This window comes from Stenotrophomonas sp. BR163 (assembly GCF_047520985.2).
Classification (GTDB): domain Bacteria; phylum Pseudomonadota; class Gammaproteobacteria; order Xanthomonadales; family Xanthomonadaceae; genus Stenotrophomonas; species Stenotrophomonas sepilia.
Genome location: NZ_JAXBRE020000021.1, coordinates 40,937 through 54,407 on the forward strand (window position 1 = coordinate 40,937; position 13,471 = coordinate 54,407).

At 66.0% G+C, this 13,471-nt stretch carries 11 protein-coding genes; 8 read left to right on the top strand and 3 right to left on the bottom strand.

Features of this window, described 5'->3' with window-relative positions; all coding sequences use genetic code 11:
* Positions 1 to 5: 5 nt before the first annotated feature.
* The 3 genes from ACM0PY_RS16015 to ACM0PY_RS16025 form a co-directional block, all read right to left on the bottom strand.
* Positions 6 to 854, bottom strand: coding sequence for a MurR/RpiR family transcriptional regulator (locus ACM0PY_RS16015; protein WP_180886021.1), 849 nt, complete (start codon positions 852 to 854; stop codon positions 6 to 8).
* Positions 855 to 1,212: 358 nt separating this feature from the next.
* Complete coding sequence (locus ACM0PY_RS16020; RefSeq protein ID WP_134971454.1) at positions 1,213 to 2,307, bottom strand: dipeptide epimerase; 1,095 nt, start codon at positions 2,305 to 2,307, stop codon at positions 1,213 to 1,215.
* The gene (locus ACM0PY_RS16025) at positions 2,304 to 3,743 is read right to left on the bottom strand and encodes an SH3 domain-containing protein (protein ID WP_134971452.1); all 1,440 of its coding nucleotides are present in this window, start codon (positions 3,741 to 3,743) and stop codon (positions 2,304 to 2,306) included. Before ACM0PY_RS16025 ends, ACM0PY_RS16020 begins: the two co-directional genes overlap by 4 nt.
* 132 nt (positions 3,744 to 3,875) lie before the next feature.
* On the opposite strand from ACM0PY_RS16025, the gene ACM0PY_RS16030 reads away from it, so the two are divergent.
* The 8 genes from ACM0PY_RS16030 to ACM0PY_RS16065 all read left to right on the top strand — a co-directional run bounded on the left by ACM0PY_RS16030 (position 3,876) and on the right by ACM0PY_RS16065 (position 13,415).
* The gene (locus ACM0PY_RS16030; protein ID WP_414609331.1) at positions 3,876 to 5,348 is read left to right on the top strand and encodes a transglutaminase-like domain-containing protein; all 1,473 of its coding nucleotides are present in this window, start codon (positions 3,876 to 3,878) and stop codon (positions 5,346 to 5,348) included.
* Between the two features lie 51 nt (positions 5,349 to 5,399).
* Positions 5,400 to 8,423: a TonB-dependent receptor gene (locus tag ACM0PY_RS16035; protein ID WP_134971448.1), complete on the top strand. Its 3,024-nt coding sequence runs from the start codon at positions 5,400 to 5,402 to the stop codon at positions 8,421 to 8,423.
* Between the two features lie 55 nt (positions 8,424 to 8,478).
* On the top strand, positions 8,479 to 10,032 hold the full coding sequence (locus ACM0PY_RS16040) for a serine hydrolase domain-containing protein (RefSeq protein ID WP_134971446.1): 1,554 nt from the start codon (positions 8,479 to 8,481) through the stop codon (positions 10,030 to 10,032).
* Positions 9,965 to 10,678 carry a M15 family metallopeptidase gene (locus tag ACM0PY_RS16045; RefSeq protein ID WP_219629286.1) on the top strand — a complete coding sequence of 238 codons (714 nt, stop codon included), beginning with the start codon at positions 9,965 to 9,967 and terminating at the stop codon, positions 10,676 to 10,678. Before ACM0PY_RS16040 ends, ACM0PY_RS16045 begins: the two co-directional genes overlap by 68 nt.
* Before the next feature lie 362 nt (positions 10,679 to 11,040).
* Positions 11,041 to 11,412, top strand: coding sequence for a hypothetical protein (locus tag ACM0PY_RS16050; protein ID WP_049413267.1), 372 nt, complete (start codon positions 11,041 to 11,043; stop codon positions 11,410 to 11,412).
* Positions 11,413 to 11,644: 232 nt separating this feature from the next.
* Complete coding sequence (locus tag ACM0PY_RS16055) at positions 11,645 to 12,061, top strand: EF-hand domain-containing protein (protein ID WP_019662197.1); 417 nt, start codon at positions 11,645 to 11,647, stop codon at positions 12,059 to 12,061.
* Positions 12,062 to 12,145: 84 nt separating this feature from the next.
* A complete protein-coding gene (locus tag ACM0PY_RS16060; protein ID WP_072169044.1) occupies positions 12,146 to 12,895 on the top strand; it encodes an HAD family hydrolase in 750 nt (249 codons plus the stop codon).
* Between the two features lie 31 nt (positions 12,896 to 12,926).
* A complete protein-coding gene (locus tag ACM0PY_RS16065) occupies positions 12,927 to 13,415 on the top strand; it encodes a hypothetical protein (protein WP_134971444.1) in 489 nt (162 codons plus the stop codon).
* Positions 13,416 to 13,471: the final 56 nt, after the last annotated feature.

Consider the following 13,471-nt stretch of genomic DNA (forward strand, 5'->3'; position numbering starts at 1 on the left):
TCCGGTCAGGAATCCAGCAGGTGGTCGATCCGCTCCAGGTTCACCGCCAGCTGCTGCTGGCGGTCCGGATTGGTGTGGCAGAGCAGCACGAACAGGAAATCGAGCAGGGCGTGCATGGCGCTACGGTACAGCAGCTGCGCGACCTGCGGCGTGCGGTCGTGCGCGCAGACCACCAGTGCCGCATCAGCATGCGCGCGCAGCGGATTGGCAGTGTGGCGAGTAATGGAAATCACCTTGCCACCCATGTCCTGGAACTGCCGCGACAGCTGCGAAAGCTGTGGCAGGTTGCCGAATTCGGAGAACACCAGCAGCGCATCGCCGGGGCGTGCGGCCGACAGGTTGGCCAGCATCAGGATCGGGTCGGTGTGCGGCACCACCAGCAGCCCGAGCAGCGACAGCCGCATGGCGAACTCGCGGGCGAACAGGCCGTCGTCACCCAGGCCATGGACGAACAGCTTGGGTGCGCCGTCGAGCAGCTGCACGATGCGCTCGATCTCCTCGCGTGGATTGGCCTGGCGTGTTTCCTCCTCGGCCTGCGCCTTGCTGCGGCGCAGGGCCTCGCCCAGGCGCAGGTAGTCATCGCCGCTGTCGGGTTCGCTGGGCACCTGTTGTGGATCGGCACCGGCGCGGGCCACGTCCTGGCCGATCGAGTACTTCAGGTCCGGGTAGCCCTTGAAGCCGAGCTTCTGGCTGAACTTCACCACGCTGGACTGGCTGATGCCCAGCGCACTGGCCAGCTGCTGCGATGAGTAGTCGCGCAGCAGGTGGGCGTTGTCGAGGATGAAGTCGGCGATGCGGCGCTCGATGGCCGACATCTGCCCGCGCTCGGAACGGATCTTCAGCAGGGGCGGCATGAGGGGTGTCCGGGCACGTGTGGGCGTGTTGCGGCTGGCAGCGTAGAGCGTGTCATGGAATGGGTCGAGCGGGTTCCAGCCTCGAAGAGGTTACGGAGCGCAGTTGTTGCTTTTGACGTTGAGTCCGCCTTCAAGCGAGCCGAGCACCGCAGGTCCGGCGAGGGCGAAGAGGCGCGGGTGTCTGAGCGTAGCGAGTTCCCGCGCCGTCCCTCGACGGGCCGAGGAGCGCAGGGAGCCGGTGCGTAGCACCGGCTCGCGGCCGGCGGAGCGTTTCTTTTGGTTACTTTTCTTTTCGCGAAAAGAAAAGTAACGCGCGACCCAACGTCAGTGGCACGCAACGTCAGCCGCAAGGCAGAAATCAACCCAGCATCTCCAGCCCACGCACTTCAGTAATACCCAGCCCCGGCACGTCGCTGATGCTGATCTCCGATTCGTTGAAATGCACACCACCGCTGACCGGGTTGAACTGGCCCAGCGAGGGGCCGTCCAGATCAACCTTGGTGATCACATCGCTCTTGGCCACGGCCAGGTGCACGGCCGCAGCCACGCTGATGCTCGATTCGATCATGCAGCCGATCATGCACGGCACGCCGTAGATGCCGGCGATGTCGGCGATGCGGATCGCGTTGGACAGGCCACCGGTCTTCATCAGCTTGATGTTGATGATGTCGGCCGCGCGCTGCTGGATCAGGTCCATCACCTGGCTGGGGTTGAACACGCTTTCGTCGGCCATCACCGGCGTGTTGACGCGGTCGGTGACGTACTTCAGGCCGCTGATGTCGGCGGCCTTCACCGGCTGCTCCAGCAGCTCCAGTACCACGCCGGCTTCCTCCAGCGTGCGCATCGCATGCACCGCCTGCTTGGCGGTCCAGCCCTGGTTGGCATCCAGGCGCAGCAGGGCGCGGCCTTCCACGGCGGCATGGATCGCCTTGACCCGTTCGATGTCCAGTCCGATGTCCTTGCCGACCTTGATCTTCAGCGACTCGAAGCCGCGTTCGATCGCCGACAACGAATCGGCCACCATCTTGTCGATGTAGTCCACGCTGATGGTGATGTCGGTGGTGATCACCGGGTCGCCGCCACCGAGCATCTGGTACAGCGGGGCACCGTGCAGCTGCGCCCACAGGTCGTACAGCGCGATCTCCACTGCGGCCTTGGCGCTGGTGTTGCGCTCCATCGCGGTCTGCACCAGCGTGCACAGGTGGTTGAGGTTGACCACGTCCTGGCCGATCAGGCGCGGTGCGATGAAGTGGCGGATCGCTTCGATGATCGAGCCGTGGGTATCACCGGTGATCACCGCTGTAGCCGGTGCCTCGCCGTAACCGGTGTGACCGGTGTCGGTGCGGATCAGCACCACCACGTCTTCCACGGTCTCCACCGTGCGCAGCGCGGTCTTGAACGGTGTCTTCAACGGCACGCGCAGCATGCCCAGTTCGATGGCGGTGATCTTCATTCAGGAGTCTTGGCCCGCAGGCGCTGGATGTTGGTGATGCGGTCGATGTAGCGGACGGTGTCGCTGGCCATCATCGGCTCCAGCGGCGTGACCGAAACACCATTGAGATGGGCCTGCACACGTCTGCCGTCGGCACCGAACCAGCTGCCGCCCGCCGTATCGTGGATCACCCAGGTGCGGCCGTCGACGTGGCCGATGGCCATCATCACATGACCGGGAATGTAGACCAGGTCGCCCACCTGCAGGCGGGTGACGGCACGGTCGCGCACCGCCTTGCCGTCCTTGCCGGTGAACGGCAGGCGATCCAGCGCCGGACTGACCGCCTGCGCGCTGGTATTGCGTGGCAGCAGCACGCCGAAGCTGCGGTAGATCTCGGAGACGAAACCGCTGCAGTCGCGGGTGTCGTAGTCGTGACCCCAGCCGTAGCGCTCGCCCAGGAACTTGAAGGCCTGCTGCAGCAGCAGGCGCGGGGTCAGCGGCAGGTAATCGGCGGCGGTGTCCTGCGAGCGCGGCAGCAGCGCCGGCGCCAGCTTCAATCGGCCATCGGCCTCGCGTACCGGCAACTGCACCACCCACGAGGCGTGGGCCTGCTGGCCGTTCACCGGCTCTGACGCGGGCCAGTCGGCCAGCACCGGCAGGCGCACGCCCATGTCCAGCTGCAGGCGCGAGACGCGCGGCTCCTCCGGGGTATAGGCGGTCTGCGCGGTGGCGCCGGTGACGATCCGGTACGGTCCCTTCGCGCCGTAGCCGAGCACCGTGGCCTTGTCGCCGCTGGCGATGGCGTCGGCTTCGATCCACGCGCTGTAGCGCTCGCTGTGCACGAACAGCCAACGGCCATCGGTACTGCGATGGACCACGGCCACCTTGTCGCCGGGGAACAGTGCCGATTCCTGGAAGCGGTCGATGTCGGTGTCACCGACGCTGCTGAAGACGCGCTCGCGGGTGGGGAAGGTGCGCAGCGCGGCACGCTTCACCACCATCCCGTAGGCCGGTGCCACCTGGACGGGAATCGCATCGAGACCGAGGTTGGCTTCGATCGCGCTGCGCAGCGCGGGTGCGATCGCCTGGCCCTTGTCGTTGTAGAGGGCGCGGGTGGGCCAGCGCGACAGCGCGGTGATGCTGGCGCGAACCGTCGCCGCATCAAGCTGGGCGGGCAGTGCGGCGATGTCCTGGATGTGGCTGTCCTGCGCCCGCATCCGCGCGTTCTGTGCTTCGATCTGCGCGCGATCCAGAATCGGCGCATCGGCGTCGTCCAAGCGCGCGGCCCAGTACTGCGGGGTCAGATAGGCCTCGTGCAGGCCGATCACATAGGGCAGCGGCGCACCCGGGTCGGGCGGCGGGGCCGCCTGTGCAAAGGCCGGGGCGGCCAGCAGGCACAGGGCCAGGGTCAAGCGGCGCGGCCAATGCCGGTGCCGTTCGCGGAAAGCCAGGCTCATGCGGTGCACACCCTCCTCGAATGCCTGTTGGAATATTTATTCCTTTTGGCCCCGAAAGCAAGAATAAATTATTGACCAACATCCCGGCCCGTGTTACACAGCCGTTACCACCCGCGCTGGGGAAGTGTCGCTGTGGATCCTGCCGTTCGCAAACCGCGTCTGACTGCCGCCGCCGGCCTGAGTGCCGCGCTGCTGCTGTGGGTGTCGGCCGCGCACGCAGCAGGCGAGCGCAGCAGCCAGCAGCGCGCGCGAGGAGTGCAGGTGATCGACCTGGTCGACAGCGGCCGTTTCCGCAACGCCGACGCGCTGCTGGCCACTACACCCGCCGCCACTGACGAAGCGTTCCAGCGCGAGCGCATGCGCCGCATTCGCCTGGATTTCGCCCTCGACGAAAACGCCGCCAAGGACGCCGTACGGCGCGGCATTCCCGATCTGACCGACGAGGAATTTGCGCGCTGGGACCAACTCGGCCTGATCGAGCATCTCGATATCGATGGCGAGCGTTGGTACTTCAAGCGCGCACCCTCGAACCTGTTCCTGCGCAGCGACGAAGCACGCGCGCGTCGCCGCGCGGATGCACCGATGCCGCCTCCGGGCCCCAACGAAGTGCTCAATGCCCACCACGCAGGCGTGGTTGCTGCGGCCGAACAGAGTGGCCAGGCGTCGGTTCTGCCGCAGCGCTATGAATTCACCCAGTCGCTGACGGTGAAGGCCGATGCGGTGCCGGCCGGCGAGACCGTGCGTGCCTGGATTCCGTACCCGCGCGAGATCCCCGGCCAGCAGGAGCAGGTGCAGTGGCTGGGCAGCACCCCGGGCAAGGCGCGCGTGGCTCCGGCCCATACCCAGCAACGCACCGCCTACCTCGAAGCCAAAGCGGTTGCCGGGCAGCCGACCCGTTTCGAGATCCGTTACGCGGTCACGATCTTCGCCCGGCATACCGCGATCGATCCGGCCAAGGTGCAGGCGACACCGAACGATCCCGCATTGAAGCCCTACCTGGCCGAACAGCTGCCGCATGTGCGTTTCACCCCGGCATTGAAGCTGTTCTCCGACCAGGTGCTGCAGGGCGAGACGCGCCCGTATGAAGTGTTGCGCAAGCTGTTTGCCGCGGTCGACCGCATTCCATGGGCCGGTGCGCGCGAATATTCCACGCTCAGCAACATCAGCGACTACGCACTGCGTGCCGGCCATGCCGACTGCGGGCAGCAGACCCTGTTGCTGATCGCGCTGCTGCGCCTGAACGGCATTCCCGCGCGCTGGCAGTCGGGCATGGTGTTCTCCGGCGACGGCAGCGGCTACAACAACCTGCATGACTGGGGGCAGGTCTACCTGGCGCCGTATGGTTGGCTACCGATGGACGTGACCACCGGCGCACTGGCCAGTGATGTGCCGGCCCTCCGTGACTTCTACCTGGGTGGCCTCGACGGCTACCGCATCGCCTTCAACGACGATTTCGGCCAGCCCTTCGTGCCGGCCAAGCAGCACTTCCGCTCGGAAACGGTCGACTCGCAGCGCGGCGAGGCCGAGTGGGCAGGCGGCAACCTGTACTTCGACCAATGGAGCTACGACTTCCAGTGGCGGGTACTGCCAGCCAGGCAACGCTAGCGCGACACACCGCATTCCACACCATTCAATTCTTGCAGGAGAGAGCAGGGGATGAAGGCTTACAGCATCAAGCGGGCGGCGTTGTGCGTCGCCCTTGGGGCGTGTCTGGGCGTAGTGCTGCCCGGCATCGCGATGGCACAGAACGTGAGCGGCGCAGTTGCCGGCCGTGCAACCGCGGGTGACCAGGTGACCGTGGTCAGCAACAGTACGGGTCTGACCCGTACCGTCACCGTCGGCGCCGACGGCAGCTACCGCCTCGGCCAGCTGCCGGTAGGTGACTACCAGCTGCAGCTCAGCCGCGATGGCCAGAAGCTGGGCGATCAGATTGCTGTCAGTGTGGCAGTAGGTGGTACCACCACGGTCAACCTGGCCAGTGGCGGCGGCGTCACCAATCTCGATGCGCTGCAGGTGGTCGGCACCCGAGTGGTCAACCGCGTGGACGTCTACTCCACCGAGACATCCTTCAACATCAACCGCCAGGAGATCTCGCGGCTGCCGGTGGCGCAGGACCTGTCTGCGGTCGCGCTGATGGCGCCGGGCGTGGTCGGCGGCAACTCGTCATTCGGCGGCCTGTCATTCGCTGGTTCATCGGTGGCCGAGAATGCGGTCTTCATCAATGGCCTGAATGTCACCGACATGTATACCCGTCGCGGCTTCAGCACCGCGCCGTTCGCCTTCTTCAAGGAGTTCCAGGTCAAGACCGGTGGCTACTCGGTCGAGTTCGGCCGCTCCACCGGTGGCGTGATCAATGCGGTGACCCGTTCGGGCAGCAACGAATTCGAGGGCGGTGTTGAAGTCACCGCCGAGCCCAGTGCGTGGCGCGCCAGTGGCGGCGATCATTTCCACCGCGACGGCACCCCGCATTCCTACGGCAGCCGCGACAACAACTCCTTCCTGAAGACCAACGTGTGGGGCTCCGGCCCGATCGTCAAGGACAAGCTGTTCCTGTTCGCGATGTACGAAGACCGCAGCGACAAGGGACACAACACCTCGTCCGATGGCAGTACCTGGTTCAAGAACGATTCCGGCAACGGCTTCTGGGGCACCAAGCTGGACTGGAACATCAACGACAACCACAGCCTGGCGCTGCTGGCGTTCTCGGATGAGGGCGATGTCACCAATGCGTCGTACGGTTACAACTGGAACGCCGACCAGCTCGGCGCTTGGGGCGGCGATTCGGTCACCGAGACCGGCGGCCGCAACTGGTCGGCCACCTACACCGGCCACTTCGGACAGAACTTCACCGCGCGCGCCATGGTCGGCCAGAACAACCAGCGTGCCTTCACCAATTCATCGCTGGATCAGGCCTGCAGCCCCGTGTTCACCGACAGTACCTACGGCCCGCGCCTGAGCAAGCTGCAGGGCCTGCGCGCAGGCTGCCACCCCACGGGCACGGCAGTGGCCGAGCGTGACGATACCCGTGACGTGGCGCGACTGGACTTCGAATGGCAGCTGGGTGACCACCTGCTGCGCTTCGGTGTCGACCGTGAGCTGATGACCACAAAGCAGTCCACCCGCTACCCCGGCCCGACCGAACTGAGCTACACCGCCTACGTGGCGCGCCCCGGCGATGAAGTCTGGGACGGTGCCAATGCCTACGTACCGGCTGGCGTTACCGAAATGCTCCGTGCGCGCAACCGCAAGTCGGGCGGCACGTTCGAGACCGAAGCCAATGCGCTGTACGTGGAAGACATCTGGAACATCACCCCGAACCTGATGCTGAACCTGGGCGTGCGCTGGGACCGTTTCGAGAACCGTACCGCCGCCGGCAAGGCGTTCATCAAGATGGATGACCTGATCGCACCTCGCGTCGGCTTCTCGTGGGACATGCGTGGTGATGGCAGCACCAAGCTGTTCGGCAACGCCGGCCGCTACTACCTTCCGGTTACCAACAACATCAACGTGAATTTCGCCGGTGGCCTCACTGACGAATACAGCTACTACGTGCTCAACGGCTGGGAGCGGAAAACCTCGCCGACAGGCTCACCGTACATGGCACCGATCGTCGGCCAGCAGATCGGCCCGACCGACACCCGCATGAACACCGGCGGTGCCGATCTGCGCCAGAGTGTGGATCGCGACCTCAAGGCGGTCTACCAGGACGAGTACATCCTGGGCTTCCAGAACATGATCAATCAGGCATGGTCGTGGGGCGTCAACGCCACCTATCGACGGATGACCCGTGCGCTGGACGACATCCGCATCAATTACACCCCGTGCGGCCCGACCCCGAGCACGCTGTGGCCGATCGCCAACCCGGGCGAGAGCCTGACGATCTGGGGTGACAAGAGCATCGGCTGCGCCAACGAGGGCTGGATCACCATTGACACCGCCAACAGCGGCTATCGGAAGGGCGGCAGCGGCGAGGTGATCGGTTACTCCAAGCCCAAGCGCACCTACAAGGCACTGGAGTTCCAGATCGACCGTGCCTGGGACGAGAAGTGGATGTTCAACGCGTCCTACCTGTGGTCGAAGAGCGAGGGCAATTTCGAAGGCCCGGTGAATTCCGATACCAACTACGGCGACACCGGCATGGTCCAGTTCTGGGACCATCCGGCCACCAACGAGCGCTATGGCGTGCTGTTCAACGACTTCCGCCACCAGTTCAAGCTGCGTGCCGCTTACTCGCTGAACAAGCAATGGTCGTTCGGTACCACGCTGCAGGTGCAGTCCGGTGGCCCGATCACTGCCTACGGCGTGATGTGGCCAAACGATTCCATCGCCGGTGGCAGTACTTCCAGCGAGGGTAGCGGCGGTGGTACCGGCTGGCTGTGCGTGGCCAACTGTTCCGGCCCGTACAACCAGCGGCAGTTCGAGTACAGCCCACGCGGTGCGTTCGGTCGCCTGCCGTGGACCTGGACCATGGGCGCCAATGTGACCTGGCGTTTGCCGGTGGAGGGCATCGACCTCAGTGCACGGCTGTCGGTGTACAACCTGTTCAACAACCAGAAGACCATCAACGTGCACCAGCGCTATGAAGCGCAGCCTGGCCAGTACCGCGAGGCGACGTTCGCCACCGGGACGCGCTGGCAGGCCCCGCGCTACACCCAGCTGGTGGTGACCTGGAACTTCTGAGGCCACGATCCGCGCCGTCCACCGTGACGGCGCGGGCAATGGAGGGGCTGCGCGCATGTACCACCTGCTGATCGCCGCGGCGGCACTGGCCGCACCGTCCGCTTCGGCGACCGACATCGCCTCCCTCGAGGCCGACGTCGTCGCCGTGGTCCAGCACGAGCACCTGCCCGGGCTGGCCATCGCGGTGGTCGACAACGGGCAGGTGGTCTATCGCCACGCCGAGGGCGCGCGCGGCGACGGCGGCCGCATCGACCAGGACACGCTGTTCAAGATCGCCTCCAACAGCAAGGCGATGACCGCCGCGCTGCTGGCGCGGCTGGTGCAGCAGGGCAAGCTGCGCTGGGAGGATCCGGTGCAGCAACATCTGCCGGGCTTCCGCATGCACGATGCGTGGGTGGGCGAGCAGATGCAGGTGCGCGACCTGCTGATCCACAACAGCGGCCTGGGCCTGGGCGCCGGTGACCTGATGCTGTGGCCGGAGCCGAACGCGTTCACCCGCGCCGACATCATTGGCGGGCTGGCGCACCTGAAGCCGGTCAGTAGTTTTCGCAGCCACTACGCCTACGACAACCTGATGTATGTGGTGGCAGGTGAAGTGGCGGCGGTGGCGGGTGGCAAGCCGTATGACCAGCTGATGCGCGAGCAGGTGTTCGAGCCGCTGGGCATGACCCGCTGCCAGGTGGGGGCGTGGTCGGTGAAGCGGGTGGGCAACGTGGCGCAGCCACACGCTTGGCATGGCGACCACAATGCGGTGGTGAACGCCGATGGTGCGATCAGCCCGGATCTACCGTCGATGGCCGCCGGCGGCATCCGCTGTTCGCTGCGCGACATGACGCGCTGGATGCAGGTGCTGCTCGATCCTGCCCTGGCACCTGGCTGGTTGGATGCTGAGCAGCGCCGTACGCTGTGGACCCTGCACATGCCGATGCCGCTGGGTGAACGCCAGCGGCGTTGGGACAACGCGCATTTCTACGGTTATGGGTATGGCTGGCGGGTGTCGGACATGGACGGGCAGTGGAAGGTGGCGCACACCGGTACCCTGTCGGGCATGTACTCGTCGCTGGCGCTGCTGCCTGACCGCAAGGTGGGCGTGGTGATGCTGATCAACGGTGAAGGCGAGGATGCGCGCACCGCATTGATGCAGGCCGCGCTGAAGCGCTTCACCGCCCCCGATGAGGCGCGTCCGGCACTGGCGTACCTGGCCGAACTGAAGGCAGACCAGGCCATGCGCGCGGCAGGCGGCCATCAGCGGCCGGCGACGTCGGAGGCACGGCCGGCATCGGACGCCGATCTGCCGCGCTGGCACGGCCGCTACACCGATCCGTGGCTGGGGCCGGCCTCGCTGTGCCCGGGCAAGGACGGCCTGCGCTTCAGCGTGGACAAGTCGCCCCGGCTGCAGGGGGCTGTGCTGCAGCTGCAGGGGCGCTGGCTGCTGCGCTGGGATACGCTGGGCGAAGACGCGCAGGCGTGGCTGCAGCCGGGTGAGGGCCTGGCACCGACACTGGACCTGCGCGCCATCGATCCGGACATCGACTTCAGCTATGACTTCCAGGACCTGCATTTCACTCGTACTGGCGATTGCCCTGGCAGCGACCACCAGCGCCGCTGAGCCACCGCGCGTTTCACCGGCCACCGACGCGGCCAGCGCCGGGCTGGTGGAGATCCGTACGTTGTCGCCGCGCATCGACCTGGACATCCGCTATGCGGGTGCCAACAACTTCACCGGCGCGCGCGTGCCCGGCTACGAGGCGCCTTCGTGCTACCTGCTGGCGCCGGTGGCGAAGGCGCTGGCCCAGGTGGAGCAGGACCTGCGCGCCGATGGCTTCGGCCTGCGCCTCTACGACTGCTACCGGCCGGTGCGTTCGGTGCAGGCCTTCATGGCCTGGGTGAACGATCCGCGCGAGCTCTCGCGCAAGGCACAGCAGTATCCGGGCCTGGACAAGCCGCGCCTGCTGGCCGACGGCTACATCGCCGAGCGCTCCGGCCACAGCCGCGGTGCCACGGTGGATCTGGGCCTGCTGGATTGCCGCAGCGGTGCATGCACGCCGTTGGACATGGGCACTGACTTCGACTTCTTCGGGCCGCGTGCGCATACGCAGACGAGCGGGCTGAGTGAGACGCAGCAGGCGAACCGGCGGCAACTGGTGCAGGCAATGGCACGGCGTGGTTTCGTGAACTATCCGCAGGAGTGGTGGCACTACACGTTCCAGCCGGAACCGGATCCCGGTACCGCGTACGACGTTCCGGTACGGTAGGGGTATCGGCAGGGCTGCGCCCTGCACCTGCAGAGGCAACTGCAACGGCCGAAGCAACAGCTGGCATTCCGTGGGATGGCTGGGTGGGTCCGGTTGCGTGGGACGCTGCAAGTACGTCCATGTAAGCTCGGTCGCCGCATCCATGCGGCTCACGCCCCCGCAACCGGACCCACCCAGCCTTCGACAATTCCCCGCGCGGTCCGTTTTAGAGCCGAGCCCATGCTCGGCTGCTCTTTGTTCAATCGTCGAATTATTCGATCTCGATGGAGACTCATCCACGCATGGCGTGGATCTACTGTGGCTGCCGATTGGGTCCGAAGCAGATCCCTTACACTGGCCGCCTCTTCATCCCTGCCCACCCGATGAACCTTCCCCTGCACTTCGGCCTGCTCGGCACCCTGGAAGCGGGCGCCATTGCCCTGCTGGTCGGCCTGCTCGTGTACCTCCTGTGGTCGCAGCTGTGCCGCCTGCTGCGGTGGTCGATGGGGCACGCGATCGGCTGGTCCTGCGTCATCGCCGTGATCATCGCCGCCGGCATCGATGCGTGGAAGCTGTTCTACATGGGCATCGTGCGGCTGGAATCGCCGCTGTACGCGCGCATCTTCCTGGCCACCATCCACGATCCGAACGAACTTGGCAGCCGTGTGGTGCTGGAAATCGCCGGTGCGCTCGCCGGTGTTGCTCTTGCATGGGTGTTGTTCAGTTCGCGGTCATCGGAAAAAACCGTCGACTGACGCAGGTTTTTCGTTGCCTGCCGGTTAAATGCAGAGGCGCTGAATGCGCATCTTATGAGCCACTCACTTCACCCTAACCACCGCGCTAAAGCATGCGTGGAGGCGAGTGGTTAATCGCCTGTGTGCGGGCCGGTCGCGGCGCAAAATCGATTCAGAATCGCGGTGGCAGGGTAGGTGCCGTGCGGAATCAACACGCCGCGCAACACCACCCAATCGGTAGGAGACACCCCTGATGACTATTCGCAACCGCAAGCCCCTGATCGCCCTGATCGTCGCCGCCGGCAGCGTGCTGGCCATCCCGGCGATGGCCCAGTCGGCCAAGCAGCAGGCCGCGCAGGCGCAGAACGAAGCCGCTCAGGCCCAGCAGGCGGCTGCACAGGCCGGCCAGGCCGCCGACCAGGCGACCAATGCGGCCGCAGCGGCATCGGCGCAGGCCAATGGCGGTGGCCAGACCTGGGCCAGCATCGATACCGATGGCAACGGCACCATCAGCAAGACCGAGGCGCAGGTGAACGCCGGCCTGGCCCAGGTGTTCGACCAGGCTGATACCAACAAGGACGGCGAACTGAGCGCCGATGAGTACAAGGCCTACGTGGCCGCCCAGCAGGCTGGTGCGGGTGGCGCAGCGCAGGGTGCGCAGGGCAGGTAAGTCCTGCATCGGGGCGTATGGGAACCCGGGCGGCTTCGGCCGCCCGGGTTTTTTTCGTCACCATGGCCCCTGTATCCTTGGGCGATGAACACCCCCACGCCTGCGCCGTCGCGCGCCATCGGCCTGGTCGGTTTTGACGGTGACGATACGCTGTGGAAGAGCGAGGACTACTACCGCAAGGCCGAGCAGGATTACCTTGACCTGCTGTCGCGCTATGTCGACGTGCATGACACCCAGACCGCCCGCCACCTGCTGGAAGTGCAGCAGCGCCACCTGGGCACCTTCGGCTACGGCGTCAAGAGCATGACCCTGTCGATGATCGAAGCGGCCATCGACATCACCGGCCAGCGCATCGACGCGAAGGACATCCAGCGCATTCTGGAGATCGGCCACGACACCCTGCGTCACCCGGTCGAGCTGATCGACGGCGTGCGTGAAGCGGTGGCGGCCATCGCCGAGCACTACCCGGTGGTGCTGATCACCAAGGGCGACCTGTTCCACCAGGAAGCCAAGATCAAGGTCGCCAACCTGGCCGAGCTGTTCCCGCGCATCGAGATCGTTTCCGAGAAGGACCCGGAGACCTACGCCCGCGTGCTGGCCGAATTCGACCTGCCGATGCAGCGCTTCGTGATGGTCGGCAACTCGCTGCGCTCGGACATCGAGCCGGTGGTGACGCTGGGTGGCTGGGGCGTGCATACCCCGTACGCAGTGACCTGGGCCCACGAGACCCAGCATGGCGTGGCCGACGACGAACCGCGCATGGTCACTGCCGATACCGCCCACGACTGGCCGGCCGCACTGGCGGCGATCGAGGCCAAGGCCGCTGCGGCCTGACAGGGCCCGTCGGCTGCGGCAGAATCGGGGCATGAACCACCGACTGCGCGCGCTGTTGTTGTCCCTGCTGCTGGCGCCGGCCACCGTGCTGGCCCAGCAGACCGCCGAGCGCTCAAGCGCCTACGACGTGGACACCGGCGACAGCTGGGTCGACGCCCAGCTGCAGGACATCAACCACTACGCCGAACGCTACCCCGACGCCTTCCTCGACGAAGTGTCGCGCTATGCCGACGTGCCGCGCGGCTACATCAGCGCGCTGTTCACCACCCACGGCTGGCAGGCAGGAGACATTTATTTCGCCTGCTTCTGGGCCAAGGCCAGTGGCCAGACCTGCCGCGACAGCGTGCGTGCCTTCAGCCAGGACCCGGAGGGCGGCTGGGAGGCGGTGGTCAAGCGCATGCCCACCAAGCCGGACAATCTGCACTACCGGGCTGTGCGCCATGCCATCGTGGCCAGCTACCAGCACTGGGACCGGCCGATCACCCTGGATTCCACGCTGAAGCGCCAGTTGAAGCGGTAGTGCCGGCCGCTGGCCGGCACCTGCACCATTCCAGGCATCCGGAGGTTGCCGGCCAG